Raw genomic sequence first — 14,964 nt, 5'->3', positions numbered from 1 at the left:
ACCCGGTTGATAGTGTCCCGAGCCGTGAGGACGTACACGGCACTGGCGTTGATCGAGGCGGCGGCCACCATCGTCGGCAAGTCCGTCGACTGGCCCCGCCTCGTCAGCGGCCTGCGGACGGGTCTGCCCACCCTGCTCCGCTACAGCCGCCGCCTGCCCCGCCCGTTCGTCGAGGCCGCCCTGAACCTCGGCGACCCGGCCCTGCTCGACGAGCTCGCCGAGAACGACCAGCTGCTCGCCGACCTGCCCGACCTGCGGGAACGCGTCGCCCGCTCCGGCCGGCACCTGGTCGCCCTGCGCTCGCTGCGGGCCCGGTGGGACCTGCGCTCCCAGCGCCTCGCCCTGGCCGCCTACCCGCCCGACGGCCCCGGCCTCGACGGCTGGCTCGACCGGCAGCGCGCCGCCATCGCCGGACCCACCGCCGCCGGGGTCCACCAGGCCCTCGAGGCGCACGCCGCGCAGCTCACCACCGCCGAACGCTGGCGGGCCATGGCCACCCTGCGCCGCCTGCAAGGGCCCGATGTGGTACTGCCCGAGCCTGGCCTGCACCTCCAGCTCGACGAGCTGGAGGCGACCGCCGCGGCGTGGGAGGGCACCGCCGGCGCGCTCGCCGAGCTGCGCGACGGCTTCACCGACCACCTCGCCTTCCGCGCCGAGCTGGACTGGTCCGCGGCCGCCGCCGCCCACGCCGAGGCGCCGTTCACCGGACCGGCCGCGGCCGCCCTGGCCGCCCGGCCCGACTGCCCCGACGACCTGCGGTTCGCGCTGTTCCTGGCCGACCCGGCCGCCGTCGCGCCCGCCGTGCCGGTGCTGACCGAGGCGATGGCCCTCGCCCCGCCGCCGAAGAAGGGCGCGGCCAAGGCGGCCAAGGTGATCGCCAGGCGCGCGGTCGCCGACGGCCTCGACCCGGCCCTGCTGCTGGAGCGGATGCGCCCCGCCGTCGCCGTGCTGGAGACGATCGAGTCCGACGCCCTGGCCAAGCTCGTCGAGACCCACCTCGGCACCGACCCCGGCAAGTGGTGCTGGGCCCGGGCGAAGCTCAACGCGTTTCGGGGCACCGTCACCGAGTTCCTGGAGTCGGCCGGCAGCGCGCCCTGGCCCGCCTCGGTCACCAGCGCCCGCCAGGCGTTCCTCACCCTGCTCAACCACGCCCCGGCCGGCGCCCACCTGGCGCTGCTGGAGCGGATGGACGACGGTACGGTCACCGACCTGTTCGCCAAGGGCACCTGGCGCGCCGAGTGGCTCGAACGCGCCCTCACCGACCCGCGGCGGCTGCTGCGGGTGGCGCTCGCGTCCCGCCCGTCGATCGACGCGGCCTCGATCGAGCGGCTGGCCGCCCTCGACGACCCGGAGCTCAACGGGCTGCTGTTCCGGCGGACGGCGGTGCCGTACCGGCTGCGCACGTCGCTGCTGTCCGGCCGCCCGTTCGACCCGGCGGTGCGCGAGCAGCTGCTCACCTTCACCGCCGGCTGGCACGGCACCGACGCCCTCGACTGCGCCGACCCCGACCTGCAGCGGCACATCATCCGGCACGTGCGGGTACGCGGCAACGCGGCCCAGTTCCGCCTCCTGATCAACGTGTGGCACCGGCACGGCCAGGCCGCGGCGGCGGAGCTGCTCGCCGCCGACCTCAAGCCCGCCAACTACAGCGCGTCGCCGTTCAACCCGCCGGTGCGCAAGCGCTTCGGCCAGATCCTGGGCATCGCCGACGAGACCGAGCGGCTCGCGGCCCGCGACGCGCTGGAGGCCGAGGTGGCGGCCGAGGAGTCGCCGGAGGGCCAGTTCGCCCTGCTGCGGGCCGAACGCACCGACCACATGCTGCTGTTCAAGGAGACGCGGCTGTGGCACTGGGACGCGATCCTCGCCGAACACCGCCGCCTGCCACTGCCCGACCCGATCCTCGCCACCATCGCCACGGGCCGCGGCGTCCCGCCCGAACTCGTCGAGGCGGGCCGCGACAAACTGCGCCCCTGGGAGAGCCCGGCCGCCGAGGAGTACGTCGCCGGCCGCCCCCTCGCCGACATCCTCGCCACGCCGCGCGAGGGTCACGACACCAGCTGGATCCTCGCGTTCATCGCCGCCGGCATCGTCACCTGGCCGGAGGTCCTGCGCCAGGTCGTCCCGGCCGCACACGCCCTCGACCTGATCGGCGGCGGCGGCTCTTCCCCGGCCGCGCGCGGGGCGCTGCTGGACCTGATGGCCGCGACCTGGGACGGCAACCTCGACGCGATCGTCCTCGCCGGCGAGCTGGCCACCACCTTCCCGGGCCCGGCGGCGGAACTGCTCGCCGTCGCCACCGCCGCGGTGGCGCCGTGACGCTCGCGCCGGGCCGCCGCGACCGGGGTCTCCTGCGGGCCGTCGACGGAGCTTCCGACGGTTGCCCGGTGGTGGACGCCGGCGTCGCGCCGGGCCGGGTGGCGGGCGTGCTCAAGACGGCGACAGCGGCGGTGGCTTGATGGCGCGTGTGAAGGTCTCGTTCCAGGCGCGGCCGGTGACGGTGGCGCGCGGTCCGGCCCTACTGTCGGGCTTGCCGGTGGCGAGCGCGCTCGGGACTGCGACGGCGGCGGTGGCGGGTGATGCGCACGGTGGCGACGCGGTGGCGCCTGTGCTCGCCGGGCTGGGTAGCGGGCGCGCTCGGTTTGGCGATGGCGCCGGTTGCTTGATGGCGCGTGTGAGGGTTCCGTCGGTGGCTCGCCCGGTGTTCGTAGCGCGTGGTCTGGCCGCGCTGCCGGGATCGGCGGTGGCCGGTGCGCACGGTGGCGATGCGGTCGCGCCGTGTCCACCGGGCTCGGCGGTGGCGGACGCGCTCGGGTTGACGATGGCGGCGGTGACTTGATGGCGCGGCTGATGGTTTCGTCGGTGGCTCGCCTGGTGTTCGTGGCGCGTGGTCCGGCCGCGTGGCCGGGCTCGGCGGTGGGCGATGCGCACGGCGGCGACGCGGTCGCACCCGTGCCCGCCGGGGCGGGTGGCGGGCGCGCCCGGGACGGCGATGGCGGCCGTGGCCTGATGGGTTCGGCGGTGGCGGGGTGACGTTCGAGAAGTCGCCGGGGCCGTGGGCGCTCATGGAGGCGGCTGCGGGGCCCGGCGTCGACTGGGAGCGGCTGGTCAGCGGGGGGAGGGACCTGCTGTACCGGATCGTGCGGTTTCAGGACCGGCTGCCGTGGCCGTTCATCGAGGCGGTGATCGCGCTCGGCGACGGGGAGCTGCTCGGTGGGCTCGCCTGGAACGACGCCGCGCTCGCCGGGCACCCCGGACTGCGCGAACGGCTGGCTTCAACCGGGGCGCGGCAGGTCGCCGATGCCGCCGCGCCGCAGGGGTTTCAGCGGCGGGGGTGGGAGCTGCGGCTGCGGCGGCTCGTCATGTCGCGGCTCACCGAGGCGCCGGGGGACTGGGCCGCGGGAGACAGGGCCGGGGTCGTCGCGCCGGTCGCGTTCGTCGCGCGGAAGGCGACCAACAACGTCGGCGAGCGGCTGACGATCGCCGAGCGGTTGCGGGCGATGCTCAGCCTGCGGCGGGCGGAGGGGCCGGACACGGCCTTGCCGTATTGGCTGCCGACCGTGCCCGCCTCGCCCGCCTCGCTGCTGGAGGGCCGTGTCGCCGAGGAGGAGGGTACGGCCGGGGCGATCGCCGAGCTGCTCGACGGGTTCACCGACCACCTGGCGCTGCGCGAATCGCTCGACTGGTCCGCGGTGGCCGCCGCGCACGACGAGATGCCGTTCGCCGGGCCGGCCGCGGCCGCGCTCGCCGCCCGCGCCGACTGCCCGGAGGAGTTCCGGTTCGCCCTCTTCTTGGCCGAACCCGCCGCGGTCGCGCCCGCGGTGCCGGTGCTGACCGAGGCGATGGCCCTCGCGCCGCTGCCCAAGTCGGGCGCGGCCAAAGCGGCGCGGATCATCGCCCGCCGCGCTGTCGACGACGGCCTCGAACCCGCCCTGCTGCTCGAGCGCATGCGCCCCGCCGCCGCCGTCCTCGAAGCGGTCCGGTCAGCCGCCGCAGCTCGATCGACCGTCTCACCATCGCCGCCGGTCTCCTCTGCGCCCGCGATTCGATCGGCGCCCGCGGTCTCCTCTGCACCGGCGATTCGAACGGCGCCCGCGGTCTCCTCTGCGTCGGCGGATGCATCGGCGGCGGTCTCAAGTGCGGCGGCGGTCTCATCTGCGCCGGCATCGGCGGCCGCGGTGATCGACGTGCACGGGTCGGCCGGCGCCCTGGATGCGGCGGGGGTCGTCGAAGCGGTCGGCAAGCTCGTTGACGTGCAGGGGCAGGCCGACGCAATGAATAAGGCGGCGGTCGTCGAAGTGGTCGGCGAACTCGTCGACGTGCACGGGTCGGCCGGAGCCCTGGATGAGGCGGGGATCGTAGAAGCGCTCGGCAAGCTAGTCGACGTGCACCTCGGGGCCGATCCGGGCAAGTGGGCGTGGGTGCGGGCGAAGGTCAACGCGTTCAAGGGCACCGTCACCGAGCTGCTGGAGTCGGCCGGGAGCGCGGCGTGGCCGGCGGGTGTGACCGGAAGCCGGGCCGCGTTCGTCGCGCTGCTCGACCTCGCGTCCGATGAGACGCAGCTGGTGTTGCTGGAGCACCTGGACGACAGGACCGTGCACGAGCTGTTCGCGCAGGGCGGCTGGCGGGACGCCTGGGTTGAGCGGGCCGTCACCGTTGTGCGGCCGGCGTTGCGGCTGGCGCTCGCCGGGCGGCCGGCGCTTGACGGGGCGGTGGCGGAGCGGCTGGCGGCGCTCGGGGACGCGGGGGTGAACGGGGCGCTGTTCCGGCGTACCGGCACCTCGCACCGGCTGCGGATGCGGCTGCTCGACGGGCGGCCGTTCGATCCCGAGGTGCGCGCGCATCTGCTCACGCTCAGTGCCGGGTTCCACGGTACCGACCCGCTCGACTGCGCGGATCGGGAGTTGCAGCGGCACCTGTTGCGGCATGTGCGGGTGCGCGGGAAGACGGCGCAGTTCCGGCTGCTGCTCAACCTGTGGCACCGGCACGGGCCTGAGGCGGTGACCGAGCTGCTGGAGGACGACCTCAACCCGGTCACGTTCACCCGGGCGGCCATCACGCCGGCCGTGCGCAGCCGGGTGAAGAAGGTCCTCGCGGCGCGCGATCGGGCGGCCAGGCTCGCCGAGCTCGAGGCCGAGATCGCCCACGCCGAGTCGGCGGCGGGGCAGATCGAGCTGCTGCGCTCCGTCGGCGTCGACTTCCAGAAGGTGTACGGCGAGACCCGCCTCTGGCACTGGGACGCCACCCTCGCCGAGCACCGCCGCGACCCCCTGACCGGCCCCGGGCTGACCAGCATCGGGGAGGCCCGCGGCTGCCCGCCGGAGCTCGCCGAGGCGGGGCGGACCCAGCTGCGCCCGTTCGCCAACGCCGTCGAGGCCGCGCTCGCCGCCGGGGCGCCGGTCGCCGAGGTGATCGCCGCGCCGCGGGAGGCGCCCGGCTGGATGTACCGGGCCACCCGTTCCGGTGCGGTCACCTGGGAGCAAATCCTGCGCCACACGGCACCGGCCGCCGAGCCGCTGACCTTCATCGGCGGCGACGACTCCGACCCGGCCGGCCGCGCCGCGCTGGCCGCGCTCGTCGCCGACACCTGCGGCGGCAACCCCGACGCCGTGCTGCTCGCGATCCGCCTCGCGCCCGACTTCCCCGGCCCGGTCGCCGAACTGCTCCAGGTCGCTGCCGCAGCGGTCAGCACATGACGACGGCGGCTTCCGGCCCCAGGGAGTCCGCGGTCAACGACGGGCGAGTGGTGGTCCTGTTCCCCGGCCCGGTCGCGACCTGCTCGCCGGGCTCGCGCACGAGTTCCCGCCGGCCGCCCGGACTGCTTCAGGTCGCTGCCGCGGCGGTGAGCACATGACGACGGCGGCCCCCAGCCCCGGGCATGCCGGCGGTGCGCACATGACCACGGCGGCCTCCAGCCCCGGAGAGTCCCCGGTCGACGACGGGCACGTGGTCATCCTGGGCGTGCCGACGGTCGACCTGCGCGATCGGCGGGCGCTCGCGGCGGTGGCGCACCCGGATCCCGAGGTCACGGCGCGGGCGGAGCGGCTCAAGGAGGCGGCGCTGCTGGACTTCGGGGTGCGGGACAGCGTTGTCGGGTCCTGGATCTACGCGAAGTGCCGGCATCAGATCGCCACGATGGCGGTGCCGACGGCGGCGGTGGTGGCGGGCGGGGACGGGGTGTGCAGCCTGCTGTACAACCCGGAGTTCTTCGCGCGGCTCGGGCCGTCGGGGGTCAAGTTCGTGCTGTTCCACGAGGCGCGGCACCTGATGCAGCGGCACCTGTATGCCGAGCGGGAGCTGGTCGGCGACCCGCTGTTCGTGCTCGCCACCGAGGTCAGTGTGAACCATGTGGCGATGCGGCGGCTCGGGATGGGGATGCCGCAGGTCGAGGGGGAGACCGTCGGGGTCGATCCGGTCGCGGTGCACCGGCGGTACGAGGCCGACCTGCGCGGGCAGGGGCTGGAGCCGCTGTCGTACGCCTCGTTCGTCGAGACCGACCTCGGGCTGTACCGCGAGCTGCGGCGGATGGCCGAGCCGCCGGTGCGGGTGGTGCTGTGCGTGCACATGGGGGCGGGCGGGGTGCCCCTCGACGCCGAGACCGTCGAGCGCGTCGGCGCGGCCGTCCTCGAATCGCTCATGCGGCAGGCGCGCGGGGGCAACGCGGCGGCGCGGGCCGAGCTGCTGGAGCTGGCCGATCGCAGCGGCGGCGGCGGGGAGCGGCTCAGCCGGATGTGGGGCGACCTCGGCCTGGGCGCCCTGCGCGGGACGACGCAGAAGACCCGGCGGGTCGAGTGGTGGCGGCGCTGGCTTGCCGACGTGCTGGCGGCCCGGCTGCAGCCCGGTGAGCGTCTCGTGTACCCGAAGAAGCTCGGCGCGGTGCTGCTCGCCCTCGGCCACGAACCGATGCTGCATCGGCGGGGCGACACACGGTACAAAACCGTGCTCATCGCCTTTGACACCTCGGGATCGATGCCGGACTCGGTGGTGGGGTGGCTGACCACGCTGGTCGGGCAGATCGACGGGGTGCGGGCGCACTGGCTGAGCTTCGACGCGCACGTGATGCCGTTCAAGCCGGGGGAGCGGGTCCTCGGCGGCGGCGGGACGAGCTTCCAGGGGGTCGTCGACTATGCCGAGGGGCGCCTCGAGGTCGGCGGGAAGCGGCTCGAGGACACCGTCGACGCCGTGATCGTGGTGACCGACGGCTACGCGCCGGAGGTCCGGCCGGCCGAGCCGGAGAAGTGGATCTGGCTCATCACCGACGGCGGGTCGACGTGGCCGGAGACCCAGGACCCGCCGATGGCCTGCCATCGCGTGCGCACGGGAGAGGACTGACGGAGTTGGGTACGTCGCTGCTGGAGCGGTTCATCGACGGCATGATCGCGGCCGGGATCACCGGGCAGGTGTTCGGCGAGCACGGGATCGGCAAGACGTCGACGTTCCTGTCGTACGTGCCGCGCGAGCACGACCTCGACGTCGTGCTCGTCCCGGCGGCCAACCTGACCCCGGACGACCTGCTGGTCAACGCGCCCGTCCGCGACGCCGACACCGGCGAGCTGGCCCTGCACCAGCTGATCATGAAGCAGCTCAGCCCCGGCCGGCGCTTCATCCTGCTCATCGACGACTCCCTGCAGGCCGGCGACACCATCCAGTCGCAGCTCATGCAGGTCGCGTGCAACTGGACGCTCGGCGAGCACGACCTGCGCGCGCTCGGCTGCGTCGGGGTGTTCCTCACCGACAACGAGTCGGCCGCGGAGACCTCGGCCCGGCGCACCGACCTCGCCGTGCTCGACCGGATGGCCACGCTGCACATCGGGGCCAACGACACCTCGTGGCGGGAGAGCCTGGTGCGGCGCTACCCGCGCTGGGACCTCGACGGCGTCTTCCGGGTCTGGGCGGCGCAGACCCCGGAGGTCCGCAAGCTGCTCTCGCCGCGCACCCTGCAGCACATGCTGGACTGCGCGGCCGAAGGGCTGCCGATGCGCTGGGCGGTGCCGCTGCTCAATGGCGCCCGCCTCGACGTCGACGACGCGATCCTGGCCCAGGTCGCGACCGAGCTGGGGATCACCGACCCCGGCACCGTCCCCGACCCGGTGCGCCGGCTCCTGCGCACCGCCATCGCCCGCCGCTGGGCGGTGCTGCTGCAGGGGCCGCCGGGGTGTGGCAAGACGGAGATCGCCAAGCAGATCGTCCGGGAGGAGACAGGGCAGGATCCGGTGTACTTCTCGTTGCCCGTCACCAACGTCGAGGACCTCTGCGTGCCGGTGCCGGCCGCCGACGGGACGCTCGACACGCTGCTGACCCGGGCGCTGCTCGGGCCGCGGCCCAAGGTGATCGTGTGGGACGAGTACAACCGGCCCAAGGACCGGGCCGCCTTCGCCCGGCTGATGGAGATCACCCAGGAGTGGTCGCTGGCCGGGCGCCCGATCGAGGCGCTGCGGGCGCAGTTCGCGCTGCAGAACCCGCCGTACCACGTGGGGCGCAAGCTGCAGGTGACGCCGAACAACCTGGCCCAGGCGAGCCGCTTCACCGCCGCCCTGGAGGTCGGCCCGGACGACATTCCGGCCGGCCAGTGGCTGCTGGACACCTACGGCCGCCCGGCCGAGGCGGCGCTGGACTGGTGGAAGTACGACCTGGACGACGAGGGCCGCGACTGGGTCTCCAAGCGTACCCTGGAGCGGCTCATCAAGCTGCACCTGCACGACCAGCCGCTGCAGGCCGGGCTGATCTACCTCGGCGACGGCGAGTTCGCCCCGGTCGCGCTGTCCGGCCTCGAGGCCCGCCTCGCCGGGGAGCGCCGGGTCGGCCTGCACGAGCTCGCGGCCGACCCGGCGGGCTGGGCGGCCCGCCTCGCGCGGGCGGTCGCCGACTGCGACGAGGGCACCGACGACACCGACCTGGTGCACCAGGTGTTCTCCAACGCCGAGGTCTCCCAGCTGCGCGAGCACACCGCGGTCGTGGTCCAGCTGCTGCGCCACCTGCCGCCGAAGCTGCGGGCCACCTACCTGGTCGGGCAGACGCCGGAGCGGCAGCGGTTCTGGATCGACGCGGTCAAGGCGATGGCCGCCCCCACGGTGGTGGGGGCGGCCGGCGGTCCTGCTGCTACTGGATCACGAACGTCGTGAAGTAGATGTCCATGACCTCTTTCTTGTCGTCCTCGGTGTAGGCCTTGACGACCTTCTCGACGAGCTCCTTCTTGGTCCGCTCGCGCTCGGCGTTGCTCATGAGCTCGTCCATCTTGCGGCCGCTGTACTCGTTGATCGCGATGTCGAGGGCCTTGCTGCCGTCCGGGGCCTCGGCGGCGTCGGTGGTGGCCTGCAGGGTCATCTTCAGCTTCAGGTAGTGCCCGTCGGCCAGGTTGATGGTGACCGCGTCCAGCACGGACACGACGCCGGGCGTGGGCTCCGGCTCGGCCTCGGCCGTCTTGGGCTTGAACATCATGTACCCGCCGGCGCCGCCGCCCAGGACGACCAGCGCGATGACGATGATCATGATCAGCTTCTTCTTCCCACCCTTGGCGGGGGTCTCCTCGGTGGTCTTCTCATCCTTGGCCATGATGGTTCCTCCTCGTCAATCGGTGGTCTGGGTCAATCGGTGGTCTGGGTCAGCTGGTGGCGGAGGCCGAGGGCAGCAGCGCCCGGGTGTCGGCCGGTAGGTTGGACAGGACGATGACCTCGACGCGGCGGTTGAGGGTCTCGGCCCGGGGGTCGGTGCTGGGGTACAGGGGTTTGGTGTCGGCGAAGCCGGCGGCCTGCAGCCGGTTGTCGGCGATGCCGGCGTCGGTGTGCAGCATCCGCACGACCGCCGAGGCGCGCGCTGAGGACAGTTCCCAGCCGGAGGGGTAGTTGCCGGTGCCCCCGGACAGCTGGTTGGTGTGCCCGTCGACCTCGATCTTGTTGGGCAGGGCGGCGATGGCCGGGCCGACACCGTCGACGATCTTCTTGCCGGCGGCGAGGAGGTTGGCCTCGTTGCCGTCGAAGACGATCCCGGTGGTCACGATGGTGACGACCAGCCCGCGTTCGTCGACGGAGTACTTGACCTGGTCGGCCAGGCCCTGCTTGGCCAGTTCGGCGTCGATCTGCTCTTTGATCTTGTCGTAGTTCTTGACCTCGTCGGCCGCGGCCTGCTGGCGCTTGGAGGCGCTGGCGCGTTCCTTGGCCTGCACGGCGTCCTGCACGGCGGTGGCGTCGGAGGTGGTGCCGCCGATGCCGGAGGACAGGTCCATCGGCGAGTTGGAGTCGGAGGACTCCATCAGGCTGGCCTCGCCGCCCTCGAACGCGACGGACGGGTTGCCGAAGCCGACCGCGAGGCCGTTCTTGAGTTCCGCGAACTTCTTCTGGTCGACCTGGGAGATCGCGAACAGCACGATGAACAGCACCATCAGCAGGGTCATCATGTCCGCGTAGGACACCAGCCACCGCTCGTGGTTCTCGTGCTCCTCCTCGTCGTGGCCGCCCTTTTTGTGCTTCGTGTGCGCGCCGGCCTTCGCCGCGTGTCCACCACCACTCATTTGGCGGCCCCCCTCCAGGTCGTTGTAACGCCGTCAGGGGTTACATCGGACCGACCGGAGGACACAAGAGTTCCGGGATGGTGCCTCACGGGTGCGCGCAGGTTGACCGCTCACCGCCCGGAACGTCACTTCGCCGGCGAAACCCGGCGCCCGTCGCGGGTGTAGAGGGCGGCGAAGCCGGTGCCGACGCACAGCGCGGCCGAGCTCAGCGCCAGCGACCAGTGCACGCCGATCGCCTGGCCGAGCACGCCGACGGTGAGGCCGCTGCCCGCGCGCAGGCCCGCCGAGGACACGTTGTACACGCCGATGACCCGCCCGCGCTCGTCCGGCGGCGCCAGCAGCTGCGTGACGGTCTGGCCGATCGACATCGAGGCCAGGTTCGCGATGCCGCCGATGAACAGCAGGGTCACCGCCAGCCACAGCTGTCCCGCGACGGCGAAGAACAGGCTGCTCACCCCGTACAGCAGGGTGGTGCCCACGGCCGCGCGGACCGTCGGGCGCAGCCAGCCCGTCGCCTCCAGCAGCAGGCCGCCGACCACCCCGCCGGCGCCGGCGGCGAAGAGCAGGATGCCGTACACGTCGGTGCTGCCCGGCCGCAGGTCCTCGGCGAACGTGGGCATCGTGGCCTGCATGGCGGTACCGACGAAGAACGACGCGAGACCGGCCAGGATGATCATGCTGATCAGGGTGTGGTCGCCGGCCACGCGGCGCAGCACCTTGAACGTGTCGAGCAGCCCGACGCGGGGGCCGCGGGGGCCGGCGTGGCGGGTGTGGCCGGTGAACTTCGTGCGGAACAGGAACAGCGTCAGCGGCAGGTAGAACGCGATGTTGGCGAAGATGCCCGCGGTCGGGCCGAGCCACAGCAGCAGCGCGGAGCCGACGGCCGGGCCGAACAGCACGCCCAGGCTGCGGAAGGTCGCGTTGAGCCGGACCGCGGAGACGAGGTCCTCGTCGCCGACGAAGTCGTGCAGCATGAGCTGCTCGCCCGGGCCCCACAGCGACCCCGCCATGCCGTGCAGCACCAGCAGCACGCACGCCTGCCAGATCTGCAGCGAGTCGGTCAGGAACAGGATCCCCCACAGCAGCGAGACCAGCATGAACAGCGCCTGGGCGGCCTGGATGACCCGGCGGCAGTCGTGCCGGTCGGCGAGCCCGCCGAACCACACCGAGAACAGCAGGAACGGCACCCAGTGACTGATCACCTGGAAGCCGGCCAGGGCCTCGGAGTGGAACTTCTGCCACAGCACCCAGTACGTGATCACGTGCTCGACGTTGTCGGCCATCATCGACAGCGCCGCGCCGAAGAGGTACGGGCGGCAGTCGGGGTTGCGCAGCGCGGCGAAACGCCGGGCGGCCGGGGCGGCGGCGGTCATCCCATAACCCTCTAATGCTCCTTACACGCGGGCGGCGGCGCGGGCGCCGGAAGTGACGACTGCAACAAACCTGCAAACGCCACGCGTTGACTCCGGTCACCGGCCGGTGCCACCGTGGTCGCCAGGAATGCGCTTTCCTGACTCCTGGAGGACTCCATGCGCGTAGGGATCCGGGCCGGCCTCACCGCCGCCACGGTGGCCGGGCTGGTCGCGACCGGCGTGGTCTTGGCCGCCTCGGCGAACGCGGGCGGGCCGGCGGTGCCCGCCGCCGCGCGCCAGACCCTGGCCGCCAACGACGGCTGGGGCTCGGCGGGCGCCGGCACCACGGGCGGCGCGGCCGCCGACGACGCCCACGTGTTCGTGGTGCGCACCCGCGACGAGCTGGCCGCCGCGGTGACCGGCAGCACGCCGAAGATCGTGCTGGTCGCGGGCACGATCGACGCCAACGAGGGCCGCTCCTGCGCCGACTACGCGGACCCGGCCTACGACCTGCAGGCGTACATGACCGCGTACGACCCGGCGACGTGGGGCAAGGTCGCGCCCAGCGGCCCGCTGGAGAACGCCCGCGTGCAGTCGGCCAAGAACCAGGGCCTGAAGATCAAGATCGAGGTCGGCGCCAACACCACGGTCTACGGCCTGCGCAACGCCCGCATCAAGGGCGGCAACCTGCTCATCACCAACCAGAGCAACGTCATCATCCGCAACATCGCGTTCGAGGACGCCTACGACTGCTTCCCGGCCTGGACGCCGACCGACGGCGCCGACGGCAACTGGAACTCCCTCTACGACAGCGTCACGCTCAGCGGCGCCACCAACGTGTGGCTGGACCACAACTCGTTCACCGACGGCGCCAACCAGGACGCGAACCAGCCGATCTATCTCGGCCGCCCCTACCAGGTGCACGACGGCGCGGCCGACATCATCCGCGGCTCCGACTACGTGACGGTGTCGTACAACAACCTCTTCGAGCACGACAAGACCATGCTGATCGGCTCGACCAACACGCCGGGCGTGGACGTGGGCAAGCTGCGCGTGACGCTGCACCACAACCGGTTCGCGGGCGTCGGCCAGCGCGTCCCGCGGGTCCGCTTCGGCCAGGTCGACGTCTACAACAACTACTACTACGCCACCGACGAGGACACCTTCGTGTACGCCATCGGCGTGGGCGTGCAGTCGCAGGTGTACGCGGAGAACAATTTCGTCCTGCGCAGCGCCGACACCCCGCTCAACGCCTTCGTCTACAACTGGGGCGGCGTGCAGATGACGGAGAAGGGCACCCTGGCCCGGGTCGGCACCGGCCCGATCGTCGCGGTGAACCTGCTCGACGAGTACAACAAGGCGTTCGACCCGGACATCGCCACCGACGCCGGCTGGACCCCGGTCCTGCGCGCCGGCCTCGATCCGGCGGCGAACGTCCCCGCCCTGGTCACCGCGAACGCCGGCACCGGCAAACTCCCGGGCTGATCACTTCAGGACCGACGCGACGAGCTGGTCGAGCCAGGCGGTGAGCTTGGCTCGGCCCCAGCCGCGCTGCTCCACCAGCAGCGCCACCGTGTGCCACGTCACCAGCGCCCACAGCGTGTCCGTCGCCCGGCCGACGGACAGCCCCTCGCGCAGCCGGCCCGCGTCGGCGTAGGCGCGCACGAGCGTCTTGAGCCCGGCGCGCCGGGCCCGCTCGTGCCGCCGCCACGCCTCCCGCAGCGTCGGCTCGGCGTGCGCGGCCTCCTCGAACGCCCGCTCGACCGGGTAGCGGCGCAGCAGTGACCCGGCGAGGTCCTCGGGCACCGGCGCCGCCCCCGCGCGCCGCACCGCGAGCAGCAGCAGGCCGGGCTTGTCGGAGAGCGCGTACACGGATTTCGGGGTGACGCCCGCCTCCTCCGCGACCGCCGCGATGGTCGTCCCCGCGTACCCGTGCCGGGCGAACAGCCGCTCCGCCGCGGCCGCGATCGCCTCCTTGGTCGCCGCCGCGGCCGCGATCCGCCGGGGTGCGTTGTATCTCCTCGGCATGTTCAGTGCAGTCATGGTCACCTCACTTCACGATGACTGTACCGAACGTCGAAGGACTGCTCACGGCGCAGGATCAGACGGTACAAGTGCCGCCTCTTGCTCTTGCAGTGCCCACAGTGGACGGTGCGCGACCCTTGGGGGATAACTGGAAATGTCTCGGAAACCCTTTGTTCACCGGCTGTTTGGTCGTAGTCTCGGTGTCGTTGCCGACGCACTGGAGGTGATTCCCATGGCGAAGAAGTCCAAGAAGTCGAAGAAGGACAAGAAGGGCAAGAAGAAGTAGTCCTGCCCGGACGGTGGCTCGGGTCGAGTGACCACTCGACCCGGCACACCCGTCTCAGGCGGCTCCGCCGTTGACGAACAGCGTCTGGCCGTTGACCCAGCGGGCCGGCCCCGCGAGGGCCGCGACCACCTCGGCGATGTCGTCCGGCCGCCCCAGCCGCCCCATCGGGTTCAGGCTCGCCGTGCGTTGCACGGTCGCCGCGTCCTTGCCGTCGAGGAACAGGTCGGTCTCCGTCGGCCCCGGCGCCACCGCGTTGACCGTGATGTCCCGCCCGCGCAGCTCCCGCGCCATGATCATGCTCAGCGCCTGCACCGCGGCCTTGCTCGCCACGTACCCGGCGTAGGTCGGATGCTGCAGCCGCGTCTGCGACGTCGAGAAGTTCACCAGCGCCCCGCCCGGCCGCAGCCGCCGCGCCGCCTCCCGCGACACCACGAACGTGCCGCGGATGTTCGTGCGGTGCATCCGGTCCAGCTCGTCCAGGTCGATCTCGGCCACCGGCTCGAGGACCATCCGGCCCGCCGCGTTGACCACGACGTCCACCCCGCCGAACTCGTGCTCGGCCAGGTCGAAGAGCGCTTTCACCGCACCCTCGTCGGCGACGTCCGCCCGGGCCGCCACCGCCGGTCGCCCGCCCGCCGCGCCGATCGCGTCCACGGCCTCCTTGGCCGCCACGTCGTTGCCCGCGTACGCGATCGCGACGGCCATCCCGTCGCCGGCCAGCCGCTCGGCCACGGCCCGCCCGATCCCGCGGGAACCACCGGTGACCACCGCCACTCTGTTCACGGTTGCACCCCCTT

General features: G+C 72.9%; 13 protein-coding genes. 8 read left to right on the top strand and 5 right to left on the bottom strand.

The window, feature by feature from the left end:
* Positions 1-24 precede the first annotated feature (24 nt).
* The 7 genes from ACQP00_RS27905 (at position 25) to ACQP00_RS27875 (ending at position 9,119) form a co-directional block, all read left to right on the top strand.
* Complete coding sequence (locus ACQP00_RS27905) at positions 25-2,316, top strand: hypothetical protein (protein ID WP_433199948.1); 2,292 nt, start codon at positions 25-27, stop codon at positions 2,314-2,316.
* A complete protein-coding gene (locus ACQP00_RS27900) occupies positions 2,313-2,456 on the top strand; it encodes a hypothetical protein (protein WP_433199945.1) in 144 nt (47 codons plus the stop codon). Before ACQP00_RS27905 ends, ACQP00_RS27900 begins: the two co-directional genes overlap by 4 nt.
* Positions 2,456-2,836: a hypothetical protein gene (locus ACQP00_RS27895; protein ID WP_433199942.1), complete on the top strand. Its 381-nt coding sequence runs from the start codon at positions 2,456-2,458 to the stop codon at positions 2,834-2,836. Before ACQP00_RS27900 ends, ACQP00_RS27895 begins: the two co-directional genes overlap by 1 nt.
* A complete protein-coding gene (locus ACQP00_RS27890; protein WP_433199939.1) occupies positions 2,836-3,030 on the top strand; it encodes a hypothetical protein in 195 nt (64 codons plus the stop codon). The genes ACQP00_RS27895 and ACQP00_RS27890 overlap by 1 nt, the downstream gene beginning before the upstream one ends.
* Positions 3,027-5,693: a hypothetical protein gene (locus ACQP00_RS27885; protein WP_433199936.1), complete on the top strand. Its 2,667-nt coding sequence runs from the start codon at positions 3,027-3,029 to the stop codon at positions 5,691-5,693. The genes ACQP00_RS27890 and ACQP00_RS27885 overlap by 4 nt, the downstream gene beginning before the upstream one ends.
* A gap of 154 nt (positions 5,694-5,847) precedes the next feature.
* Positions 5,848-7,329: a hypothetical protein gene (locus ACQP00_RS27880; RefSeq protein WP_433199933.1), complete on the top strand. Its 1,482-nt coding sequence runs from the start codon at positions 5,848-5,850 to the stop codon at positions 7,327-7,329.
* 5 nt (positions 7,330-7,334) lie between these two features.
* Complete coding sequence (locus ACQP00_RS27875) at positions 7,335-9,119, top strand: AAA family ATPase (protein ID WP_433199930.1); 1,785 nt, start codon at positions 7,335-7,337, stop codon at positions 9,117-9,119.
* Here ACQP00_RS27875 and ACQP00_RS27870 read toward each other — a convergent pair.
* The 3 genes from ACQP00_RS27870 to ACQP00_RS27860 all read right to left on the bottom strand — a co-directional run bounded on the left by ACQP00_RS27870 (position 9,097) and on the right by ACQP00_RS27860 (position 11,877).
* Positions 9,097-9,549 (bottom strand): flagellar basal body-associated FliL family protein, encoded by a 453-nt coding sequence (locus ACQP00_RS27870; protein WP_433199927.1) that lies wholly within the window; start codon positions 9,547-9,549, stop codon positions 9,097-9,099. The genes ACQP00_RS27875 and ACQP00_RS27870 overlap by 23 nt on opposite strands.
* A 49-nt stretch (positions 9,550-9,598) precedes the next feature.
* Complete coding sequence (locus ACQP00_RS27865; protein WP_433199924.1) at positions 9,599-10,504, bottom strand: flagellar motor protein MotB; 906 nt, start codon at positions 10,502-10,504, stop codon at positions 9,599-9,601.
* A gap of 125 nt (positions 10,505-10,629) precedes the next feature.
* Positions 10,630-11,877, bottom strand: a complete 1,248-nt coding sequence (locus ACQP00_RS27860; protein ID WP_433199921.1) for an MFS transporter — start codon at positions 11,875-11,877, stop codon at positions 10,630-10,632.
* Positions 11,878-12,033: 156 nt separating this feature from the next.
* Here ACQP00_RS27860 and ACQP00_RS27855 point away from each other — a divergent pair, with 156 nt between their 5' ends.
* Positions 12,034-13,341: a pectate lyase family protein gene (locus ACQP00_RS27855; protein ID WP_433199918.1), complete on the top strand. Its 1,308-nt coding sequence runs from the start codon at positions 12,034-12,036 to the stop codon at positions 13,339-13,341.
* Here ACQP00_RS27855 and ACQP00_RS27850 read toward each other — a convergent pair whose 3' ends face one another.
* Positions 13,342-13,899, bottom strand: a complete 558-nt coding sequence (locus ACQP00_RS27850) for a TetR/AcrR family transcriptional regulator (protein WP_433199915.1) — start codon at positions 13,897-13,899, stop codon at positions 13,342-13,344. It lies immediately after the preceding gene.
* A 322-nt stretch (positions 13,900-14,221) separates the two neighbouring features.
* Positions 14,222-14,950: an SDR family oxidoreductase gene (locus ACQP00_RS27845; protein WP_433199912.1), complete on the bottom strand. Its 729-nt coding sequence runs from the start codon at positions 14,948-14,950 to the stop codon at positions 14,222-14,224.
* Between the last annotated feature and the right edge of the window lie 14 nt (positions 14,951-14,964).

Origin of the sequence: Dactylosporangium sp. CS-047395 (genome assembly GCF_050942185.1) — a bacterium.
GTDB lineage: Bacteria > Actinomycetota > Actinomycetes > Mycobacteriales > Micromonosporaceae > Dactylosporangium.
The sequence above is the reverse complement of the archived record's forward strand: the minus strand, read 5'-3'. Positions and strand labels throughout refer to the sequence as shown.

Coding starts and splice junctions, on each gene's coding strand:
- ACQP00_RS27895 (WP_433199942.1), top strand. CDS start 2,456: ATGGCGCGTGTGAAGGTCTCGTTCCAGGCGCGGCCGGTGACGGTGGCG.
- ACQP00_RS27870 (WP_433199927.1), bottom strand. CDS start 9,549: ATGGCCAAGGATGAGAAGACCACCGAGGAGACCCCCGCCAAGGGTGGG.
- ACQP00_RS27865 (WP_433199924.1), bottom strand. CDS start 10,504: ATGAGTGGTGGTGGACACGCGGCGAAGGCCGGCGCGCACACGAAGCAC.
- ACQP00_RS27860 (WP_433199921.1), bottom strand. CDS start 11,877: ATGACCGCCGCCGCCCCGGCCGCCCGGCGTTTCGCCGCGCTGCGCAAC.
- ACQP00_RS27850 (WP_433199915.1), bottom strand. CDS start 13,899: ATGACTGCACTGAACATGCCGAGGAGATACAACGCACCCCGGCGGATC.
- ACQP00_RS27855 (WP_433199918.1), top strand. CDS start 12,034: ATGCGCGTAGGGATCCGGGCCGGCCTCACCGCCGCCACGGTGGCCGGG.
- ACQP00_RS27890 (WP_433199939.1), top strand. CDS start 2,836: ATGGCGCGGCTGATGGTTTCGTCGGTGGCTCGCCTGGTGTTCGTGGCG.
- ACQP00_RS27880 (WP_433199933.1), top strand. CDS start 5,848: ATGACGACGGCGGCCCCCAGCCCCGGGCATGCCGGCGGTGCGCACATG.